Below are 21991 nucleotides of genomic sequence, written 5' to 3' on the forward strand. Positions count from 1 at the left end.
GCTGTGGCCATTATTGTACTTTGCGCACGGCTTTCACATCCAGTTCGGTTTTATTCCATTCTTTATCGATTTCCCCTTCGACCTCAATTTCATCCTGAGGCGTGACTTTCAGTCCGTTCCAGCGTTTCGGGGAAATTTCAGCACGGATAGTGCCGGTGTTATCTTTAAATTCATAATGTTTGTTATCCAGCTGGCGGACAATCGTACCGCGCAGCACAACCGGCGCATCATCAGATAATTTCAGTGCATCCGCAACGGTCATTTTACGGGCGTCAGGGCCGCTGAAGCCGCCGTTTTGTCCTGTTGTGACCGTCGTTGCCGCCGTCGCCGAACCGGGACCTTCAAAACCGCCGTTTGCTGCAAAAACGGAGCCGGCTGACCCAGCCAGTAAAGTAGCAAGTAATGCGAATGCAGGTAATTTTTTCATCATTTATCTCCTTTATAAGGAAGCGTCTTTGCTTCATGGACACTATTAAACCATTAAGTTCTTAACAGGATCTTAAGGGGATGTCATTTTTGATTATATTTTATATTTCAGCGAAAACAGGTGGTTATCCTGAGATGTCTGAGTTAAAACTAGTATAGCGCACTTTATACGGATAAGAATTATGCGGATATTATTAATTGAAGATGACCGGCTGATTGGCGACGGGCTGAAAATCGGCCTGAGCAGGCTCGGTTTTACCCCGGACTGGTTTACCGACGGACTGACCGGTCAGCAGGCACTCTATTCTGCCCCTTATGATGCGGTGATCCTTGATCTCTCCCTGCCCGGTATTGACGGGCTGGACATACTGAAGCAGTGGCGGGCAGAGGGGCGCGACGAACCGGTACTTATCCTGACCGCCCGCGATGCCCTTGAACAGCGGGTCAGTGGTTTGCAGCAGGGTGCGGATGATTATCTGTGCAAACCGTTTGCGCTTGCGGAAGTTGCTGCACGGCTACAGGCGCTGATCCGCCGCCGCTACGGGCAGGTTTCTGAAAAACTGGTGCTCGGCGACGTGGAGATGGACCCGGTAGCCATGACTGTCACCCGCGGCGGTGTGCCGGTATCACTGAAAGGCAAAGAACTGGCACTGCTGGCACTGTTTCTGCGTAATCCTCAGAAAGTGCTGTCCCGCGCAATGATTGAAGAGAAACTGTATAACTGGGATGAGGATGTTTCCAGTAATGCCGTTGAGGTGCATATTCACCATCTGCGCCGCAAACTGGGACGCGGGTTTATCAAAACCATTCATGGTGTCGGGTATGTCGCGGGGAAAAATGATGAAAACGTATAGTCTGCGCCTGCGGCTGGGCGGGCTACTGTTGCTGCTTACCCTGCTGACATGGGGTATCGCCAGTGTGTTTGCCTGGATGCAGACCACAAAATCCATCAATGAATTATTCGATACACAACAAATGGCCTTTGCCAAACGCCTGTCAGTCCTGCCTTCCGGACTGGCATTTCCGTCATCCGCTATTCAGAAAACGAAAAAGATGCTCTCCGGCAACCGGGGAAAGCAGGATGATGATGCTCTCGCTTTTGCTATTTTTACCCCGCAGGGCGAACGGGTACTGGATGACGGCGAAAACGGCCGGAAAATTCCGTTTTCTGACAGGAAAAACGGTTTTCGTGACGGGACACTGACAGATGACAACGACCAGTGGCGCTTTGTACAGCTGCCCTCTGCTGATGGCCGCTATATCATCGTGGTCGGCCAGGAATGGGAATACCGTGAAGATATGGGGCTGACCATTATTACCGCGCAGGCCGTTCCGTGGCTGGTGGCACTGCCGCTGATGCTGTTGTTGTTTTTGTGGCTGCTGACCCGCGCACTGACCCCGCTGCGCCTGCTGGCGCGACAGTTACAACGCCGCAGCCCGGCAGAACTCACACCGCTGACCCCGCCGGTACTGCCGAAAGAGGTCAGTCCGATGCTGGATGCACTGAACGGATTATTTCTGCGTATCCGCGACCTGCGGGAACGGGAGAGCCGTTTTACCTCTGATGCCGCCCATGAACTGCGCAGCCCGCTGGCTGCACTCAAAGTTCAGTCTGAAGTAATGCAGATAGCCGGAGATGACCCTGCCACACGGGAACACGTCACCGCAAATCTGATCACCGGTATTGACCGTGCCACCCGCCTGGTGGATCAATTACTGACTCTCTCGCGGCTGGAATCACAATCACATCCGGCAGAAAACACAGAGCAGCGCTGGTCAGTTATTATCGGAGACGCTGTTGCTCAGACTGCGGCAGAGGCTGCGGAACATCAGGTCAGTGTGATCACGGATCTTTCCTCACCGGAATTATCCGTCCGCGGCGAACAACTGCTGCTGACCGTGATGCTGCGTAATTTGCTGCACAATGCTATCCGCTACGGCAAAACAGGCGGTACTGTTCAGCTGATACTGACTGCGAAGCAGTTAGTGATTGAGGATGACGGGCCGGGTGTCAGTGATGAGACTCTGGCCCGGCTGGGAGAGCGCTTTTACCGGCCGCCGGGACAGGAAAAAACCGGCAGCGGCCTGGGGTTATCTATCGTTAAACGAATTGCGGAACTGCATCACATGACCATACAGTTCCGCCGCAGCCCGCAGGGCGGGTTTATTGCTGAAATCAGGTGGTGAGCGGTTTTTCCGCTCCCTCCTCAGCCTGCGCCATCGCCTCTTCTATCGCTTTGATGCGGCCCTGCTGCTTACTCTGAATCAGCCGGATGGCGAAATAAAGATCCGGCACAATAATCAAATCATCATCATTACGTTTGATTTTGTTTTCGGACACCCAGCGCGTCAGTTCGGTGCGCCGTCCGGCCAGGATCAATGTGACACCTTTGATTTTCAGCTCTGTCACCAGCTCATTCAGCGTACTGAACACACTCATGTCGTTATTGATAAAGCTGACCGTTGCATCCACCGCAATCCAGCCGGGACGTTTTGGTGCGGTATTCACCACCTGTAACACCCGCTTTTTAAAATAAGCAACGTTGAAATAGGTCAGCGGCGAGTTAAAGCGGTACATCACTAATCCGTCGACCTGATTGATATCGACGTTACTGTTATTGATAGAATGAATCATCCCCTGCTCATCCACACCCAGCAACTGATCTGTCGGACGGAAAACCGTGCGCAGGAACTGCACCAGTCCCAGCAGAACCGCAAAACCAATACCGTTGATCAGCCCCACCACCAGCACCGCGATAAGAGTAAACAGCGCCAGCGTGAATGCCGATTTATTCCGCTTACGGAAAGAGAAAATCTGACGGATGCTGAACATCGACCAGGAGGAGTAAATCAGTACCACCCCGAGTGTTGCCAGCGGGATATGTCCGAGGAAGCCGGTCAGGAAAAATAACACCAGTGCGATTAACCCGGCAGCAATCAGCGATACCATCTGTGTTTTACCGCCGGAGGCATCGTTGACCGCAGTACGGCTGGTTGCGGCACTGACCGCAAATCCCTGCGATAATCCGGAAGCAATGTTGATATAGCCCTGTGCCCGCAGCTCCTGATCCACATCGATGGTATAGCCGTTTTTCTCGGCAAAACTGCGCACCGTCATCATAAAGCTGACAATACTGATCACTGCAAGGTTCAGAGACGGGATCACCAGTTCACGCAACAGGCCGGGATCAAACGACGGCATTTTAATATGCGGCAACCCGTTACCGAGATTACCGACTACCGCAATCCCCATAGAGGCAAAATCCAGCTGTGCGCTGATCAGTGTGGCAATTGTCATCACAATCAGCGGTCCCGGCCAGTTACGGCGGACGGCCCGCAATAAAAGCAGCGCCGCCAGACTGGCACCGGAGAGGATCAGGGTCGGCATATGCAGAAGGTGCATATGTTCAGGCAGCGCCACCAGACACTCAATCAGCTGGGACGGCAGTTCATCCAGCCCGAGCACATTTCCTATCTGTCCGACAATAATTGTCACCGCCACACCGTTGAGCAGCCCCTGCAAAATCGGCTGTGATAAAAAATCGGCAAATGCGGCGAGTTTAAAATGCCCGGCAATGAGACACCAGACGCCGGTCATCAGCGTCATGATGATCGCCAGTTGCCACAGCGTATCGGGATCGCCTTTTGCCAGCGGGATAATTGCTGCCGCAATCACCGCACAGGTCGCCGCATCCGGCCCGACAATCAGTTGCCGGGAAGAGCCGAACAGTGCATACGTCATCATCGGCAGGATACAGGCATAGAGGCCGACAATCGCATTAATGCCCATCAGCCCCGTGTAAGCGATAGCCACCGGTAATGCCACGGCCGCAACAGAAAGCCCCGCACGGATATCAAAGCGCAGATTTTTTCGTTCATAGTGCAGAAAAACAGAAAGTCCCGGCATCCAGCGCAAAAGTCGGCTCGACTGCATTATCGCCCCTTATAAAAATATCGTATTAAGATGTACAATTTAATTTTACGGCTAATAGTTAAACTGATTTATAACCGAACGCGGATAAAGAAGATAGTCAGACCGCGTCTTATGGTAAAATATTGCAAAATCAATTGTAATATATTTTTTTTCTTTAAAAATAAGCGACTGAATGCCACGTACTTAAAATAAATTTAAATTTCGGACAGACTCAATTATGAAGCAACTACTCGACTTTATCCCGCTGGTTATCTTTTTTGCCATATATAAAACCGTGGATATCTATTACGCCTCCGGTGCCTTAATTGCCGCCTCAGCGGTGGCGCTGGCTGTGCGCTGGTTCATGTATAAACATCTGGAGAAATCTGCCGTTATCACCTTTGTGATTGTGGCTGTCTTCGGCACACTGACCATCGTGTTCCATGATCCGCAGTTTATCAAATGGAAAGTGACGATTATTTATGCGTTGTTCGCCCTCGTTTTACTGGGCGGTCAGTTTATCTTCGGTAAGCCGCTGATTCAGAAGATGCTGGGCAAAGAGCTGACGCTCCCGCCGCAGGTCTGGCAGCGTCTGAATCTGGCCTGGGCGCTCTTCTTTATCGTCTGTGCGGCAGTGAATGTGTATGTCGCCTTCTGGTTATCGATGGATACCTGGATGAACTTCAAAGTCTTTGGTCTGACCGCTGTAACACTGGTATTTACCGTTGCCAGTGTGGTATATATTTACCGTCATCTGCCACGGGAAGAAGAAAAATAATAAAATCAACCGGATATCGGTTTGTTTCCGCCGGTATCCTTTTTCGTTAAACGGATGTAAGTGTTTCTCATGACTCAACAACAATGTTTACCCAACGGGGAACTGGTGCTGCGCACCTTAACCATGCCGACAGACACCAACGCCAACGGGGATATCTTCGGCGGCTGGCTGATGTCGCAGATGGATATCGGCGGCGCTATTCTGGCCAAAGAGATAGCTCTCGGACGCGTGGTGACAGTCCGCGTTGACGGCATTACCTTCCTGCGCTCTGTGGCTGTCGGTGATGTGGTCTGCTGTTATGCGCGCTGCCTGAAAACCGGTAATTCATCCATGACGGTAAAAGTCGAGGTCTGGGTGAAAAAAGTCGCCACTGACCCTATCGGTGACCGTTACCGCGCAACAGAAGCTGTCTTCAGTTATGTTGCGGTGGATGCGGATAACCGTCCCCGCCCGCTGCCTGACGGAAAACGTCATTTTCAGTTAGACAGCAGTAACAGTGATTTAAAATAACACCTTTCATGCCGGCCACTCTTCTGAGTGGCCGTTTTGTCTGCCGGGTAAAGCGCAGGTTCCCCGCGACACCGGCGCCCGGTAATAGTATCATTGCCGGAAATCTCTCTTTTATTTAATCCGGAATTTTCATCGTGACCTCATTTGCTGAACTTAATGCACTTCCCGCAGAACAAATTACCAACCTGAATGAACTGGGTTATCTGACCATGACACCTGTTCAGGCCGCCGCATTACCGGCTATTCTGGCGGGGAAAGATGTCCGTGCGCAGGCCAGAACCGGCAGCGGGAAAACGGCTGCATTCGGTCTGGGACTGTTACAGCATATCGATGCCGGACAATTTATGACTCAGGCACTGGTTCTGTGTCCGACCCGCGAACTCGCGGATCAGGTCGCCGGTGAGTTACGCCGTCTGGCCCGTTATCTGCCGAATGTCAAAATTCTGACTTTATGCGGCGGCGTACCGTTCGGTGCCCAGCGCGATTCCCTGATCCACCCGCCGCACATCATTGTGGCTACTCCCGGCCGCCTGATTGACCATCTGAACAAAGATACCCTGCGCCTTGATGCTGTCCGCACACTGGTGCTGGATGAAGCGGATCGTATGCTGGATATGGGATTCTCTGACGATATCGCCGACATTCTCTCCCGGACACCGGAAGAACGTCAGACACTGCTGTTTTCCGCCACCTGGCCGGATGAAATCGCCGCTGTCAGCCGCCGTTTTCAGCGCGACCCGCAAACTATCGAAACCGACAGCACGGATGAACTGCCTGCCGTTGAACAGCAATTTTATGAAGTATCGCGCCGCGGCAAAACTGAGCTGTTACAGAAATTACTGAGCCGTGAACAACCGGCCTCCTGCGTGGTGTTCTGTAACACCAAAAAAGATTGTCAGGATGTATTTGAAGCTCTTGAAAGCAGCGGACAGAGTGTTCTGGTGCTGCACGGTGATATGGAGCAGCGCGAACGCGATCAGACCTTAATCCGCTTTGCCAACGGCAGCAGCCGTGTGCTTGTCGCCACGGACGTGGCCTCCCGCGGGCTGGATATCAAAGCGCTGGAGCTGGTGATCAACTACGAACTGGCATGGGACCCGGAGGTGCATATCCACCGCATCGGCCGTACTGCCCGTGCCGGTGAAAGCGGTCTGGCAATCAGTCTGTGCGCACCGGAAGAAGCCGTCCGTGCGAATGCACTGGAAGAAATGCTGCATATGAAACTGAACTGGCAGCCGATCCCGGCCGGTCTGCGGATCACCCCGCTGGATGCGGCAATGGCAACATTGTGTATCGACGGCGGCAAAAAAGCCAAAATCCGTCCGGGGGATATTCTCGGCGCGATGACCGGTGATATGGGGCTGAACGGCGAAGATATCGGCAAAATCGTGATCCACCCGATGCATGCTTATGTCGCGGTACGTCAGGGTATTGCACAGCAGGCACGCAAACTGCTTCAGCAGGGTAAAATCAAAGGTAAGGCCGTCAGAGTCAGACTGCTGAAATAATCAGAAAGGACCGCATTTCCCGTCAGCGGATGATATAACGGTTTTGTATCCGGCCGGCCTTTTCAGGCCGGCTTTATTCCACCTGTATCTCAGCTTTCTGCTGAGTTTTTTTGTTAAAGGGTCTCTGTATGGCTGCGCTGTTTAATGCTTTAGTCTCTGATTCCGTTATTTTATTTGTTGTTATTTTTATTTTATCTGTCGGTTCGGCTTATGCCGGAAAATACCTGTTCAGAAAACGCCACGGAAAAACTGAATTAGCGGATGATGAAACCAAAATTGTTCTCGGCGCCGTATTGTCTCTGCTGGGTTTATTAATCGGCTTTTTACTGACGATTTCTATCGGCGGCTATAATAACCGCGAACAAATGGAAGAAAACGAAGCGATTGCCATCGGTAATGCATTCCAGCGGGCACAATTACTGTCTCCGGAAAATACATTGCGGGCCAATACCCTGCTTGGCACGTATATTGATGCCCGTATTGATTTCTTTAACGGCGGATCACAGGCAAAAAATGAAAAATGGCGGGATATCTCCCTCGATGCGCAGTCCTCTCTCTGGGAACTCGCTGCAGCTGAAGCCCGCACCACACCAAATCCGGTGATTGCCTCTGTGCTGACCGCTTTCAGTGATCTCTATGTTTCCGAAGAGAAAACCATGGCCAGCTGGCGTTATCAGATTCCGGGTGCCGCCTGGGTATTACTGATTTTATTTGCGGTCAGTGCCAATGTGCTGATCGGGTATAATATCCGCGGGTTACGCGGCAATAATATTATGATTTTAATCCTGCCGCTGCTGACAACCATGGCATTGTTTATGATTGCGGAAATTGATATTCCGGGTGAAGGGGTTATACATGTTGTACCGGATAACCTGATAAATTTACGCAGCGATATTTTCCCGGCAAAATAAAGCTGAAACAAAAACCCCGGCATTTTTCAGGTGCCGGGGTTTCTTTTTTATCAGATCACTGAATGGTGGTCTTGCCGTCGATCCGGAAAATAATGGTTGTCGTCATACCTTTCTTAGGTTTTTTCTCGTAACGCCATTTACGCATTGCGTTACGGACTTCACGTTCAAACATATTTTTCGGTGATGCTTCGATAATATCGATATTCTCAATACGGCCATCGGTATCAACATCAAATCTGACCCGTACCTTCCCTTCTTTACCCAGGCTGCGTGCCCGTGCCGGATAAACCGGATCAGCACGGCTTAACGCTTTCGGATCACCGCCGCCAATATCACTTTGTCCGGCAGAGGCCACATTTCCCACGGGACCTGCGGGGGCTTTTTTCTCGTTCTGCTGACCATCCGGCGTACCACTGAACAGAGGCTTATCGGATACCGGTGCTTTGGTTTCTGCCGGTTTTACGGCAGGTTTCTCAATTTTTTTCTCTTTTTTCGGTTTCGGTTTTGGTTTTTTCTCAACCGGTTTCTTTTCCGCCGGTTTTTCAATAACCGGCTTCACTACCGGTTCAGGCTCCGGCTCTGGTTCAGGCTCGGGCTCCGGTTCGGGTTCCGGCTGAGGTTCAGCCACAGCAGCGGCCGGTGCAGGCGCAAAAGCCGCCATCTCCACCATCAGTACTTTCGGCTCGTCCTCAGCTTCCTTATTTATGTTGTAGTAAATCGCCGCAGCCACAGAAGCGTGCAGACAAAGTGAAATGAGAATCGGCCAGCTGACCCAGCGAAAAATAGACATATCAATACAATCTTATAAGCAACTAATAATGACAATGGTCACTAGTGTAAATGCAAATAGCAATCAGTTTCAATAAGAAAGATGCAACCATTGTCACTTATCGTGCTGATGGTCACTCTTAGTGGCTTAATCCGGTCTGAGCAAACAACAGCGAACGGCGCTGTCTCGCGATATCCAGCTTACGCAGGGCGAAAATCCGGATATTCCGCCGTGACTGACTTTCCAGCCAGCGACGACGACGACGGGTTGCCTGCCGTAACATACGCCAACGTGCAACTTCCGGTCTGCTGTGTCTCATAACTAAACCCTTTTTAGACTGTGTGAAAAAATAAGCTAATAATAAGGGCGATTATTATAAACTGCCTGACACAATAACCAACCGCTTTCCCGCAATATCCGCAAACATTGCCGGAAAAAAGGGGTTAAACTGACTTAAATCACAAATATAGCAGCATTACAGAAAGCTTTCTGATACATTTTCCGGTGGAGTATCAATCAGATTCTGTGCCTGTCTTGTCTGCGAACCTTATTTTTAGGGAAAGATAATACCTATGTCGACCTTTTATACGCTGTTATATTGGCTGAGTATTCTTTTCTACTGGCTGCTGGTGGCCGGTATCTCTGTCCGCGTGATGTATAAACGCCGCCCGGTGACATCGACCATGACCTGGTTACTGATCATTTATATCCTGCCCTTCATCGGGATAATCGCTTACCTTGCCTTTGGTGAGCTGCATCTCGGCCGCCGCCGCGTTGAACAGGCAAAAGGCATGTGGCCGTCTGTTTCCGGCTGGATTGAAAATCTGCGCCGGTCAAAACATATTTTTGCCACCGAAAACAGTACGCAGGCTGCCCCGCTGTTTCAGCTGATCGAGCATCGTCAGGGTATACCCGGAGTAAAAGGTAATCAGATTCAGCTGTTTACCACCTGTGAAGATTCATTACGCCAGATAGTAAAAGATATCGATAATGCAAAACACAGCATTGATATGGTGTTTTACATCTGGAAACCGGGCGGTGATGTGGACAATGTCACCAATGCCCTGCTCGCCGCCGCAAAACGGGGCGTAAAATGCCGGATTATGGTTGATTCCGCCGGCAGCTGGCACTTCTTCCGCCATGATTATCCGAAAATGATGCGGGACGCCGGGATCGAGTTTGTCGAAGCACTGCCGGTGAATGTTCTGCGTTTTGCTCTGCGCCGGATGGATTTGCGCCAGCACCGGAAAATTATCACCATCGATAACTATATTTCATACACCGGCAGTATGAATATGGTCGATCCGCGTTACTTTAAGCAGGATGCCGGTGTCGGTGAGTGGGTCGATATTCTTGTCCGTATGGAAGGCCCGGTGACCACTCTGTTCGGTATTATCTATGCACTGGACTGGGAGATGGAACGCGGCGAACGCCGGTTACCGCCTCCGCCTGATGATATTGAAATGCCGTTTGAAAAAGACAGCGGCCATACTGTGAATATTGTCGCCTCCGGGCCGGGTTTCCCCGAGGAACTGATTCAGCAGTCGCTGATGACGGCTATTTTCGCCGCACAGGAGCGCCTGACCTTCACCACACCGTATTTTGTACCGAGTGATGACCTGATGCACGCCATCTGTACCGCTGCCATGCGGGGCGTACGTGTCGCCATTGTGATGCCGCGACTCAATGACTCGTTCCTCGTCCGCTGGGCAAGCCGTGCGTTTTATACCGAACTGCTGGAAGCCGGTGTGGAAATTTATCTGTTCGAAGATGGTCTGCTGCACACGAAAAGTGTTCTTGTGGATGACCAGCTCAGTATGGTCGGCTCCGTAAACCTGGATATGCGCAGCCTGTGGCTGAACTTTGAAATTACCGCCGTTATCGACGATGAAAGTTTTGCCGGTGACCTGAATATTGTCCAGAATGATTATATTTCACGCGCTACCCGCCTCGATTACACCGAATGGGAAAAACGCCCGCTGACAAACCGGATTCTCGAGCGGTTATGTTATTTCTTCAGTCCGCTGCTGTGATAAACTGCTCCCTTTATCATCCCCGCCGGTATAACACGGCGGGGGATCACCGGAATATAATCTGACTTATGAGTACCTCTCAGCCCCGCCTCCTCAGCGAACAGGAAACCATTGAAATGGCCTATGACCTGTTTCTGGAACAGGCAATGGATAATCTTGATCCGGCAGACGTTCTGCTGTTTAACCTTCAGTTTGAAGAGATCGGCGGCGCCGAAATTGTTCCGGCCGGCAATGACTGGTCAGAATTCGCACCGTTTCTGGCACAAAATCCGGCATGTGCCGAAGTGGTTATCGGCCTGGCACCCGATGAGAGTGCAGACATCGACCAGATTTTTGCCAGAGTACTGATTTCCCGTCATTTTACCGGTTCACCGGAGTACGCAGTCCGCTGGCGGGAATAAATTCCCTGGCGGCCGTTTTGTCAGCAGCAGCATTTTTCCCGTCTTGTAATCAGTGATCGTGTGATAGCCTCAATTTCGGCAGGATCTTCTGCGGCTCCTGCCCGCAATGCCACATTCCATTTACTGATCACTTTTGCATTTTCTGCCAGCTCAGAGTACGTATCCAGCCGCCCCTGTGCTGTCAGCCAGGCCGCAACGACCGCCCAGTCCCACAGCGGGGATTGTCCGCGCAACCGCTGTACCGGTCCCGGAAAAGTTCCCGGACCACGGGTGCCATCCTTAAGTAAGGCGATTGCCTGGCGTGACATACCGGTCAGTTCTGCAATATCACTCAGGCCGACAACGGCTGAATCCACTGATTCCACCCGCGCGTTCACACCGGCTGATTCCGCATCCTCCACGGCAGTACGGATAGCGTAGTCCAGTGACGGCGCTTCCCGGTCAAACTCAAGATAGACTGATTTACCGTAAAAACAGAGTAAGGCATCATCACAGCCGCTTTCAAACAAGGCATCTTCCAGATTTTCTGTATCCGCCGTCACTCCGGACAGCGTTAGTGTAAAATTATACAGTGCCATCGTTTTCCCCTTTCCTTCTGCCTGTTTTCACTGACAGGCATCCACTTTTCGCCTGATTTGCTTTGCATGGTTTTCCGGATTCCGCGGCGTTGACCAGACACTCATCTGATGCTGCCGGTGTTCATCATACGGCGACCCGCACCGTAACCGGCAAAATGCATGAGAGGAATTCCCCGGAGCAATCCACATCCATCCCTGCAATAACGCATATTCAATCGCAGACTGAATATGTTTATCCGGGTGTTTTTTCATTTCCTGCACCTACTGTAGTTTATGCGTTGACGTTCGTCAACATCGTGTTATCGCTTTACCGGGAAAACCGGTCTTCTTTTAAATAACGGAACCGGCAGACGGTCTGCAATATCCGGAAACGGACTGCTTCAGATTTTGCGGCAGGGATGGAAAACCAGGGTGTGATGATGAAAAAAAAGCGCCCTTACCGGGCGCTTTGTCGTAAAAATACGATTAACAGATTGACTGCATTTACAGCGGATCAACCTTCAGGCAGGAGACCGCATGGCGGAAACTGCCTTCCAGAAGCGGGCGGGTTCTTGCACATTCACTGTCCGCCAGCGGGCAGCGGGTGCGGAAAACACAACCGGATGGCGGGTTGATCGGCGACGGCAGTTCCCCTTCCAGCAGCTGAATCGTTTTATTCTGCTCTTTATCCGGATCAGGAACCGGTACCGCAGACATCAGTGCTTTGGTGTAAGGATGCAGCGGGTTGTGATACACCTCATCATAGGTGCCGAGTTCCACCGCATGACCGAGATACATCACCAGCACACGGTCAGAAATATGTTTCACCACGGCCAGGTCGTGAGCAATAAAAATAAGGGATAACCCCATTTCCCGCTGTAATTCTTTCAGCAGGTTCACCACCTGAGCCTGGATAGATACATCCAGCGCTGAAACCGGTTCATCACAGATAACCAGTTTCGGTTCAAGGATCAGTGCACGGGCAATACCGATACGCTGACACTGCCCGCCGGAAAACTCATGCGGATAGCGGTTTACCAGGTTCGGCAGCAACCCGACTTTCATCATCATGGCTTTAACTTTGTCTGCCACTTCCGTCTTGCTCATTGACGGATAGTATGTCCGCAGCGGCTCCGCGATAATATCACCAATGGTCATACGCGGATTAAGTGACGCCAGCGGGTCCTGGAAAATCATCTGGATATCATTACGGATATTGTGCCAGTCTTTTTCGCTCATCCCGCTCAGGTTTTTACCCAGCCAGGTTACCCGCCCCGCGGTGGATTTCACCAGGCCGATAATGGCACGCGCAAAGGTGGATTTCCCGCAGCCGGATTCCCCGACCACTCCGAGCGTTTCCCCCTCATACAGGCGGACAGTCACACCATCCACTGCTTTCAGGCTTTTGGCCGGTTGCCAGAACCACTGTTTATTATCTCTGATGGAAAAATGGACTTTTAAATCTTCAATTTCCAGCAAAACCGGACGTTCTGAATGTGTCATTACGCCAACTCCTCCGCAGTTCTGAAGCAGGCACGCAAACGGCCCTGAGAAAATGCCTGTAACGGCGGTTCATTCCGCACACATTCATCAGTCGCATACTGACAGCGCGGGCGGAACGGACACCCGGCAGGGAGACGCAGCAGATTCGGCGGGTTACCCGGAATCGTGGCAAGCTCACTGTCCTCCGGTCCGTCAAGGCGCGGAACGGCTCTGAGCAACCCGATAGAATACGGATGCGACGGATGATAAAACACATCGCGGGCAGTTCCGTATTCCATCGTGCGTCCGGCATACATCACCAGAACCTTGTCACAGATACCGGCCACCACACCGAGGTCATGGGTGATCATAATAATTGCGGTATTGAATTCACTTTTCAGCTCATTCAGCAGCGTCATGATTTGCGCCTGCACCGTCACGTCCAGCGCAGTGGTTGGTTCATCGGCAATCAGCAGCTTCGGTTTGCACAGCAGCGCCATGGCAATCATAACGCGCTGACGCATCCCGCCGGAGAATTCGTGAGGATACATATTCATCCGTTTACGGGCTTCCGGCATTTTCACCGCATCCAGCATCCGGACGGATTCCTCAAAGGCATCATGCGCACTCAGGCCTTTATGCAGCATCAGCACTTCTGTCAGCTGCTTGCTGACTTTCATATACGGATTGAGCGACGTCATCGGATCCTGGAAGATCATGGAAATCTCTTCGGCCCGCATTTTGTTCAGTGCTTTCTCTTTCAGATTGAGAATTTCACGCCCGTTAAATACCGCAGAGCCGCTGACCACGCCATTGCGCGCCAGCAGTCCCATCAGTGCAAACGCTGTCTGTGACTTACCGGAGCCGGATTCACCGACAATCCCGAGCGTCTCACCTGCCGACAGCGAAAAGTTTAGTTTGTTCACGGCAGTGACATCGCCGTCAGGCGTTTTGAATGTCACGTTCAGGTCGTTAACCTGTAATAACTGAGTCATTGGCGGCCTCCTCAGCGATCTTTCGGGTCAAGGGCATCACGCAGCCCGTCACCGATAAAGTTGAAACAAAACAGAGTTACCACCAGGAATGCTGCCGGGAACATCAGTAACCAGGGCGAAACTTCCATTGAGTTAGCACCGTCATTGAGCAGTGCGCCCCAGCTGCTTAACGGCTCCTGTGTACCCAGCCCGAGGAAGCTGAGGAAGGATTCAAACAGGATCATACTCGGCACCAGCAGTGAGGCGTAAACCACCACCACACCCAGCACGTTCGGGACAATATGACGCAGAATGATATTGCGTGTCGGCACACCACACACTTTCGCCGCCTCAATAAATTCTTTACTCTTCAGGCTCAGGGTCTGGCCGCGCACAATACGCGCCATATCCAGCCAGGAAACCATACCGATAGCAACAAAGATCAGAAAAATATTCTGACCAAAAAAGGTCACCAGCAGGATAACAAAGAACATAAACGGGAAAGAGTTGAGGATTTCCAGCACACGCATCATGACAGAGTCGGTTTTGCCGCCGACATAGCCGGACATCGCACCGTACAGTGTTCCTACCAGTACCGCCACCAGCGCAGCCGCCAGTCCCACCATCAGTGAGATACGGCCGCCGATAGCCACACGCACCAACAGGTCACGGCCGGAGGAATCGGTACCAAAATAGTGTCCGCTCTCCATATCCGGTGCTGCGGACATCATGCCCCAGTCGGTATCGTCATAGGCGAACTCCGACAGCACAGGCATAAAAATCACAAACAGAGTAATTAAAAACAACAGACACAGGCTGGTGATCGCGGCTTTGTTATGCATAAAGCGGCGGCGGGCATCCGCCCACAGGCTGCGTCCTTCGACATCAAGCTGCTCCGTAAAATTTTCCAGAGCTTCGCGGTTTTTTTCATTCGGTAACATAGCGTGCTCCGGGACTAATAACGGATTTTCGGATCGATAACGGCATACAGCACATCAACGATACAGTTAAAGGCGATGGTCAGTGCACCGACCAGGATGGTCAGGCTCAGTACCAGGGAGTAATCCCGGTTCAGCGCGCCGTTGACAAATAACTGCCCCACGCCCGGCAAACCGAAAATCGTCTCAATCACCATCGAACCCGTGATAATCCCCACGAACGCCGGTCCCATATAGGAAACCACCGGTAACAGTGCCGGGCGCAGCGCATGCCGCCAGACAATCTTACGCATCGGCAATCCTTTGGCCCGCGCGGTACGGATAAAGTTGGAGTGCATCACCTCAATCATCGAGCTGCGCATAATACGCGAGATACTGGCAATGTAGGCCAGTGACAACGCGACCATCGGCAGAATGATATTGCTGAGCTGCCCGCCGTTCCAGCCGCCGCCCGGCAGCCAGTGCAGATGGATGGCAAAGACAAGGACCAGCAGCGGCGCCACCACAAAGCTGGGGATAACCACTCCGGTCATGGCAAAGCCCATGACGGTATAGTCCCATTTGGTATTCTGATTCAGTGCGGCTATCACACCGGCACTGACCCCCACAATCAGTGCCAGCACAAAGGCTGCCAGCCCGAGTTTTGCAGAGACCGGAAACGCAGACGCCACCAGGTCATTAACCGAGTAATCTTTATATTTAAAGGAAGGCCCGAAGTCCCCTTTTGATAACTGAACTAAATAATCAAAATACTGAACATGAATCGGATCATTAAGATGGTATTTGGCTTCAATATTCGCCATCACTTCCGGCGGCAATTTACGCTCACCGGTAAATGGGCTGCCCGGAGCCAGACGCATCATAAAGAAAGAGATCGTAATTAACACAAAAAGCGTCGGGATCGCCTCGAGTATACGGCGAAGAATAAACTTAAACATTGCCCGTTCCTATACAGTACCCGCTCCCGGGGTACACACTACACAGGCCGCCCTTCGCAGGGCGGCCAACCGTCGGTATTATTTTTTAATCATATATAAGTTTTTGGTGTGGAAGTGATCCAGCGGATCTTTTCCGGTATAGCCACCCACGTACGGTTTCACTAAACGGGTACTGACATAGTAATAGACAGGCACGATAGCAGAGTCTTTATCCAGCTGAGCTTCCGCCTGCTGGTAGATCTGTGCACGTTCTGCATCGGTTTTCACCTGAAGGGATTGTTTCATCAGCTTATCAAACTCCGCACTCTTATAATGCGGTGTGTTGGTGCTGCTGTAAGAGAGAACCATATTCAGGAATGAAGACGGTTCATTATAATCCGCACACCATGCGGCGCGGGCAACATCATAGGTTCCCTGATGACGGGTATCGAGGAACGTTTTCCACTCCTGGTTAACCAGCTGAACTTCCGCACCGAGGTTTTTCTTCCAGATAGATGATGCGGCGATCGCCATTTTCTTATGCAGATCAGACGTGTTATACAGCAGATTGAATTTCAGCGGATTATCTTTATTAAACCCGGCTTCTTCCAGCAGCTTGCGTGCTTTTTCGTTACGCTGATCCTGTGTCATATTCGCGAACCACTCAGGTTCTTTGGCTGACATGCCATCCGCAAACGGTGGTGTGAAACCAAATGCCGGGGTATCCCCCTGTGCTTTGACTTTATTCACCATGATGTCGCGGTCAAGACTCAGTTTCAGGGCTTCACGGACTTTTGGATTATCAAACGGCGCTTTATCGTTATTAATTTCGTAGTAATAGGTACACATATACGGCGAAATACGCAGTTCGTCCGGGATTTCTTTTTTCAGTTTCTGGAACAGTTCAATCGGCAGGTTGTTATAGGTCATGTCGATTTCACCGCTGCGGTAGCGGTTAACATCGGTAACTTCGGACGAAATCGGCAGGAAACGGACATTATTGATAACCGTTTTTTCGTTATCCCAGTATTTCGGGTTACGGGTCAGTTCAATTTTTTCGTTCACCACCCAGTCTTTCAGAGTGTATGCGCCGTTACTGACATAATTGCCGGGCTGCGTCCATTTATCACCGAATTTTTCAACAGTGGCCGGATGCACCGGAGACATGGAGTTATGTGCCAGCAGTTTCGGAATATACGGGACTTCTTCGGAGAGCGTCAGCTCAAGGGTTTTATCATCCAGCGCTTTGATGCCCAGTTCTTCCGGTTTTTTCTTTCCGGCAATAACATCATCAATATTTACCACGTGTGCATACTGGAGATAACTGGCATACGGTGAGGCGGTATTCGGATCAGCCAGGCGGCGCCAGCTGTAGACGAAATCCTGTGCGGTAACCGGGTCGCCGTTGGACCATTTCGCATCCTCGCGGATTTTGAACGTCCAGACTTTAAAATCTTTATTTTCCCAGGAAATTGCTGAGCCCGGCAGAATTTCACCACTTGGCCCTTCCAGGGTAATACCTTCCATCAGGTCGCGGATAATATTGGCTTCCGGCACCCCTTCCACTTTATGCGGATCAAGTGACTGCGGCTCAGAGCCGTTATTCCGGATGAAATCCTGTTTTTCTGCCAGCTGAACACCGGCCGGTACATCCGCAGCAAACGCCTGTGTACCAATACCCATCCCCATCGCTGCAACCACACTGAGTGCCAGCAGTGTTTTTTTCGTTGAATTAACCATCTTACATAAACTCCCCATTGACGAATGTGTTTTGCGTTTGTTGCATTTTTATCCGGTGCTTTTCGTTTTATCTTCCGCACCTTCATTTTTTTTCGCACTCAGTGAGTGCAAATTTTTATTATTAATATGTTTCTACCATATATAAGCGCTTAATATCCATATAATCAAGCGGGTCATTGCCGGTAATTCCGCCGACTGATGGTTTTATCAGCCGGACACTCACGCGGTAGTAAACAGGAATCAGTGCAGAATCCTGATCTAACTGAGTTTCTGCCTCCTGATAAGCGGATTGACGCGTTTTTTCATCCGTTGCCAGCAAAGCACGCTGCATTGCGCTGTCAAATCCGGTATTCCGGTAGAAACTGGTGTTATTACTGCTGTCTGACAGGAAAATGTTCAGAAATGAAGACGGCTCGTTATAATCCGCGCACCAGGTCGCCCGGGCCACCTGATAATTCCCTTCATGACGATTCTGATTAGACGTTTTCCATTCCTGATTTTTCAGCACCACTTTGGCACCGAGATTTTTCTGCCACATAGAGGCGGCGGCAATCGCCTGCTGTTTATTCTGATCGGACGTGTTATAGAGCAATTCGAAGGTCAGCGGATTTTTTTCACTGTAACCGGCTTCTTCCAGCAGTTTGCGCCCTTTTTCATTGCGCTGTTCCTGCGTCAGGGATGCCCAGTCCGGTGTGATAAAATGGCCGCCGTTAATATAATGCGGCGTAAAGCCAAATGCGGGAATTTGACCCTGCCCCATGATTTTATGCGTGATAATATCGCGATCCAGCCCCAGTTTAACGGCTTCACGCACTTTCGGGTCAGTAAACGGTGCCGCGGTATTATTTATTTCATAATAGAATGTACATAAATAGGGGGAAATCCGCACCTGCGCCGGGATCTCTTTTTTCAGTTTGGCAAATAAAACCGGCGGAACCGCACTGTTGGTGACATCAATTTCACCGGCACGGTAACGGTTAATATCACTGGTTTCTGACTGGATCGGCAGGAATGTCGCCTGCTCAATAACGGTTTCTTTATCATTCCAGTATTGCGGATTGCGTTTCAGTACCAGCCGTTCATTCACATTCCACGCAGAAAGTGTATATGCGCCGTTACCGGTAAATTTCCCGGCAGATGTCCATTTATCGCCAAACTGTTCAATCGCCCCTTTCGGCACCGGTTTCAGTGCGGTATGGCTCAGCATATCCGGGAAATACGGCACCGGCTGAGTCAGCTGAACCTGAAACGTTCTGTCATCAACCGCTTTGACGCCGAGGCTTTCCGGCGGTTTTTTACCGCTGATAATATCATCGACATTTTCGACATAGGCATAATGCAGATAGCTGCCGTAAGGTGACGCGGTTTTCGGGTCAGACAACCGCCGCCAGCTGTAGACAAAGTCGTGTGCAGTCACCGGCGAGCCGTCGCTCCACTTTGCATCCGGCCGCAGTGTGAATGTCCAGGTAAGATTATCCGGCGATGACCAGCTTTCTGCCACCCCGGGCACAATATGACCATCACTGTCAGAGGACACCAGCCCTTCCAGCAGATTGAGAATAATATTGGATTCCGGCACACCTTCCACCTTATGCGGATCGAGTGATACCGGTTCAGTTCCGTTATTGATAACAATAACCTGTTTTTCCGCCAGTTTAGTTCCCGGCGGGACGTCCGCCGCCCCCGCGGAATAAGAGAATGTACTCAGCAGCAGCGCCTGCATGAGAGAAACAGCAATAGTGTGTTTTTTCATCTTCCGTCCCTTCTGAATAACACCTGTTAAATGAACAACGTGATTAAAAAATCGCAAATGCTTTATTTATAAGTGCCGTCAGCGACGGGTTCAGCCTGTTTATCTGTGCTGTTTTCCGGCCTGATGTACATATTCCTGAGCAGTGATTGTTTTTATCTGTAAACAGCATTTTTCTGCCGCTGAAATAAAACATTGACCCATAGCTGCTTATGACCGGACTGTTTTTGTCCGGCCCGGATAAAAAAGTAAACATTTAATTAACAAAAAGCAATTTTTCCAGATAAAAACCCTGCCTCTATCACAGTTTTAGCTGATTAAATATTAACAACCAATTAAAAAACAACTGTAAATAAAAAGAGTAAAGCAAAAAAATCCGCTGAAATATCAATCTGGTGAGTAACAGAAATAACCCATTGACTGCAAATATCGTTTCTGTTGTTTATTTAACCAACTTTATCTGTTATACCCGTTTACAACAGGATTGTACGGGTGACCCTATTTGCCAATTCTGTCTGTTTTTAGTGCCGTTTTTTATGAGCTGATAACCTGTTGTTATATTACAACTATTTTTTTGCTTTTTTTGCCGGTGAAATCTCCCGGACAGGAATTTCAGACTATGATTAACTTTATCTATAACGAAAAGTTATAAACAAGCACTTAACAGACTTTGCAAAACACCTCTGTTTTTTTTAACGTGTCAGTATTAAAAAAATCAATAACACCGCTTTCAGGGGAAATATATGAAAAAAATATATCCGGCAGCGTCACTGGCTCTGCTCTTTTCCGTCTCCGCATTTGCCGCCACACCACCGAATACCTTAATTGTTGTCCAGAGCCTGGATGACATTGTCAGCCTTGACCCGGCAGAGAGTAATGAACTTTCCAGTATCCAGACCGTTCCCAGCTTATATCAGCGTCTGGTACAGCCGAACCGGGATAATCCTGAACAGCTTGATGCCATTTTGCTGGAAGACTGGCAGGCAGACGCCGCCAATAAAATCCTGATTGTCAGAATTAAAGAGAATGCAAAATTTGCCTCCGGCAACCCGGTACGCCCGGAAGATATTATTTTCTCTTATCAGCGTGCCGTGATCATGAATAAATCCCCTGCGTTTATTCTTAATATCCTCGGCTGGAATAAAGAGAATATCGCGCAGCAGTTTGAAAAAACCGGCGACCGCACCCTGAAGATAAAATGGAGTGCGGATATCAGTCCGGATGTGGCACTGAATCTGTTATCCACCCCGATAGCATCTGTGGTGGATGAAAAACTGGTGACACCGAATATTAAGAATAATGACTTCGGTAATGCCTGGCTGAAAATGCACTCTGCCGGCAGCGGCGCTTATTCCCTGAAAGTGTATCAGCCGAACCAGGCGATTGTGATGGCCGCCAACCCGAATGTATCCACCGGCGCAGCAAAAATCCCGTCCATTATTATTAAAAATGTGCCGGACCCGGCCTCCCGCCGTCTGCTTATTCAGCAGGGTGATGCCGATATTGCCCGTGAGCTCGGTGCTGACCAGACCGCCGCACTGAAAAACAGTGCCGGGGTGCGGGTTGAAAATATTCCGTCCGCCGAACAGGATTATATGGCCTTTAATACCGGCAACAGTGCCAATCCGCTGCTGAAAAATCCGGCTCTGTGGGAAGCTGCCCGTTATCTGGTGGATTATGAAGGCATTACCCGCGATTTACTGAAAGGCCAGTATTTTATTCATCAAAGCTTCCTGCCGGTCGGTTTACCGGGCGCACTGGAAAATAACCCGTATAAATTTGATCCGGCCAAAGCCAAAGAGATTCTGGCAAAAGCCGGCATTAAAGATGCACACTTCACCCTCGATGTGGAAAACAAACCGCCGTATATCACTATTGCCCAGTCTCTTCAGGCCAGCTTTGCTCAGGGCGGTATCAAAGTGGAATTATTACCGGCCGCGGGCAGCCAGGTCTATTCCCGTGTACGCGCACGTCAGCATCAGGCGGCCATCCGTTTCTGGATCCCGGATTATTTTGATGCCCATTCCAACGCCAGCGCCTTTGCCTTTAATGACGGCAAGAGCAGCACAGTAGCATGGCTGAACGGCTGGGATATTCCGCAGTTATCACAAACTACGCTGAAAGCCGTCGCTGAGCCGGATAAGGCCAAACGCGCACAGATGTATACCGCCATGCAGGAAGAGTTACAGCGCAGCTCTCCGTATGTCTTTATGGCTCAGGGACAAAATCAGGTCGTGCTGCGGGATAATGTGAAAGGCTATCAGCAGGGACTGAATGCCGATATGGTGTATTACGACAGAGTCACCAAATAATCCGCTGATTTTCCGGTTATAACCCCGTCAGTACCGCTGACGGGGTTTGTGTGTTTTGTTTTTATTCAGGAA

At 50.5% G+C, this 21991-nt stretch carries 21 protein-coding genes; 9 read left to right on the forward strand and 12 right to left on the reverse strand.

All coding sequences use genetic code 11. The features are described 5' to 3' along the window. Positions 1–10: 10 nt before the first annotated feature. A complete protein-coding gene (locus R5268_RS10045; protein WP_107680230.1) occupies positions 11–430 on the reverse strand; it encodes a YgiW/YdeI family stress tolerance OB fold protein in 420 nt (139 codons plus the stop codon). Between the two features lie 178 nt (positions 431–608). Here R5268_RS10045 and qseB point away from each other — a divergent pair, with 178 nt between their 5' ends. Beyond that, entirely contained in the window at positions 609–1280 is a 672-nt protein-coding gene (qseB, locus tag R5268_RS10050; RefSeq protein ID WP_317419968.1) for a quorum sensing response regulator transcription factor QseB, read from the forward strand. Continuing rightward, on the forward strand, positions 1267–2613 hold the full coding sequence (qseC, locus tag R5268_RS10055; RefSeq protein WP_317420075.1) for a quorum sensing histidine kinase QseC: 1347 nt from the start codon (positions 1267–1269) through the stop codon (positions 2611–2613). Before qseB ends, qseC begins: the two co-directional genes overlap by 14 nt. Here the strand turns inward: qseC and R5268_RS10060 are convergent. After that, a complete protein-coding gene (locus tag R5268_RS10060; RefSeq protein WP_317419967.1) occupies positions 2603–4360 on the reverse strand; it encodes a SulP family inorganic anion transporter in 1758 nt (585 codons plus the stop codon). The genes qseC and R5268_RS10060 overlap by 11 nt on opposite strands. Before the next feature lie 217 nt (positions 4361–4577). On the opposite strand from R5268_RS10060, the gene R5268_RS10065 reads away from it, so the two are divergent. The 4 genes from R5268_RS10065 to R5268_RS10080 all read left to right on the forward strand — a co-directional run bounded on the left by R5268_RS10065 (position 4578) and on the right by R5268_RS10080 (position 8046). Further along, complete coding sequence (locus tag R5268_RS10065; protein WP_046893445.1) at positions 4578–5117, forward strand: septation protein A; 540 nt, start codon at positions 4578–4580, stop codon at positions 5115–5117. Positions 5118–5186: 69 nt separating this feature from the next. Next, a complete protein-coding gene (yciA, locus tag R5268_RS10070; RefSeq protein ID WP_004238167.1) occupies positions 5187–5627 on the forward strand; it encodes an acyl-CoA thioester hydrolase YciA in 441 nt (146 codons plus the stop codon). Between the two features lie 134 nt (positions 5628–5761). Next, on the forward strand, positions 5762–7135 hold the full coding sequence (gene dbpA / locus R5268_RS10075; protein WP_218454114.1) for an ATP-dependent RNA helicase DbpA: 1374 nt from the start codon (positions 5762–5764) through the stop codon (positions 7133–7135). Between the two features lie 128 nt (positions 7136–7263). Then, complete coding sequence (locus R5268_RS10080; RefSeq protein WP_182105469.1) at positions 7264–8046, forward strand: hypothetical protein; 783 nt, start codon at positions 7264–7266, stop codon at positions 8044–8046. Between the two features lie 55 nt (positions 8047–8101). Here R5268_RS10080 and R5268_RS10085 read toward each other — a convergent pair whose 3' ends face one another. Together R5268_RS10085 and R5268_RS10090 are read right to left on the reverse strand one after the other, a co-directional pair. After that, positions 8102–8836: a TonB family protein gene (locus R5268_RS10085; RefSeq protein ID WP_182105467.1), complete on the reverse strand. Its 735-nt coding sequence runs from the start codon at positions 8834–8836 to the stop codon at positions 8102–8104. Positions 8837–8954: 118 nt separating this feature from the next. Continuing rightward, positions 8955–9134 carry a YciY family protein gene (locus R5268_RS10090; RefSeq protein WP_046893450.1) on the reverse strand — a complete coding sequence of 60 codons (180 nt, stop codon included), beginning with the start codon at positions 9132–9134 and terminating at the stop codon, positions 8955–8957. Between the two features lie 253 nt (positions 9135–9387). Between R5268_RS10090 and cls the strand changes: the two genes are divergently transcribed. Together cls and R5268_RS10100 are read left to right on the forward strand one after the other, a co-directional pair. Continuing rightward, positions 9388–10848, forward strand: a complete 1461-nt coding sequence (gene cls / locus R5268_RS10095; RefSeq protein ID WP_107680237.1) for a cardiolipin synthase — start codon at positions 9388–9390, stop codon at positions 10846–10848. A gap of 68 nt (positions 10849–10916) precedes the next feature. Next, positions 10917–11249 carry an HI1450 family dsDNA-mimic protein gene (locus tag R5268_RS10100; protein WP_317419963.1) on the forward strand — a complete coding sequence of 111 codons (333 nt, stop codon included), beginning with the start codon at positions 10917–10919 and terminating at the stop codon, positions 11247–11249. A gap of 20 nt (positions 11250–11269) precedes the next feature. Here R5268_RS10100 and R5268_RS10105 read toward each other — a convergent pair whose 3' ends face one another. The 8 genes from R5268_RS10105 to R5268_RS10140 form a co-directional block, all read right to left on the reverse strand. Further along, on the reverse strand, positions 11270–11827 hold the full coding sequence (locus tag R5268_RS10105; protein WP_317419961.1) for a DNA-binding protein: 558 nt from the start codon (positions 11825–11827) through the stop codon (positions 11270–11272). A 27-nt stretch (positions 11828–11854) separates the two neighbouring features. Beyond that, positions 11855–12079 (reverse strand): hypothetical protein, encoded by a 225-nt coding sequence (locus R5268_RS10110; RefSeq protein ID WP_046893454.1) that lies wholly within the window; start codon positions 12077–12079, stop codon positions 11855–11857. Positions 12080–12310: 231 nt separating this feature from the next. Continuing rightward, positions 12311–13309 carry a murein tripeptide/oligopeptide ABC transporter ATP binding protein OppF gene (oppF, locus tag R5268_RS10115; RefSeq protein WP_107680238.1) on the reverse strand — a complete coding sequence of 333 codons (999 nt, stop codon included), beginning with the start codon at positions 13307–13309 and terminating at the stop codon, positions 12311–12313. Beyond that, positions 13309–14283 (reverse strand): ABC transporter ATP-binding protein, encoded by a 975-nt coding sequence (locus R5268_RS10120; protein ID WP_112549576.1) that lies wholly within the window; start codon positions 14281–14283, stop codon positions 13309–13311. The genes oppF and R5268_RS10120 overlap by 1 nt, the downstream gene beginning before the upstream one ends. An 11-nt stretch (positions 14284–14294) precedes the next feature. Beyond that, on the reverse strand, positions 14295–15203 hold the full coding sequence (oppC, locus tag R5268_RS10125; RefSeq protein WP_046893457.1) for an oligopeptide ABC transporter permease OppC: 909 nt from the start codon (positions 15201–15203) through the stop codon (positions 14295–14297). A gap of 14 nt (positions 15204–15217) precedes the next feature. Beyond that, entirely contained in the window at positions 15218–16138 is a 921-nt protein-coding gene (oppB, locus tag R5268_RS10130) for an oligopeptide ABC transporter permease OppB (protein WP_107680240.1), read from the reverse strand. A 78-nt stretch (positions 16139–16216) separates the two neighbouring features. Beyond that, complete coding sequence (oppA, locus tag R5268_RS10135; protein ID WP_046893612.1) at positions 16217–17857, reverse strand: oligopeptide ABC transporter substrate-binding protein OppA; 1641 nt, start codon at positions 17855–17857, stop codon at positions 16217–16219. 121 nt (positions 17858–17978) lie between these two features. Further along, complete coding sequence (locus R5268_RS10140; protein ID WP_317419956.1) at positions 17979–19610, reverse strand: ABC transporter substrate-binding protein; 1632 nt, start codon at positions 19608–19610, stop codon at positions 17979–17981. 740 nt (positions 19611–20350) lie between these two features. Between R5268_RS10140 and R5268_RS10145 the strand changes: the two genes are divergently transcribed. Continuing rightward, positions 20351–21919, forward strand: coding sequence for an ABC transporter substrate-binding protein (locus tag R5268_RS10145; protein WP_317419954.1), 1569 nt, complete (start codon positions 20351–20353; stop codon positions 21917–21919). Positions 21920–21991 lie beyond the last annotated feature (72 nt).

This window comes from Morganella sp. BCCO 40_0007, assembly GCF_032989665.1.
Lineage (GTDB): Bacteria > Pseudomonadota > Gammaproteobacteria > Enterobacterales > Enterobacteriaceae > Morganella > Morganella sibonii.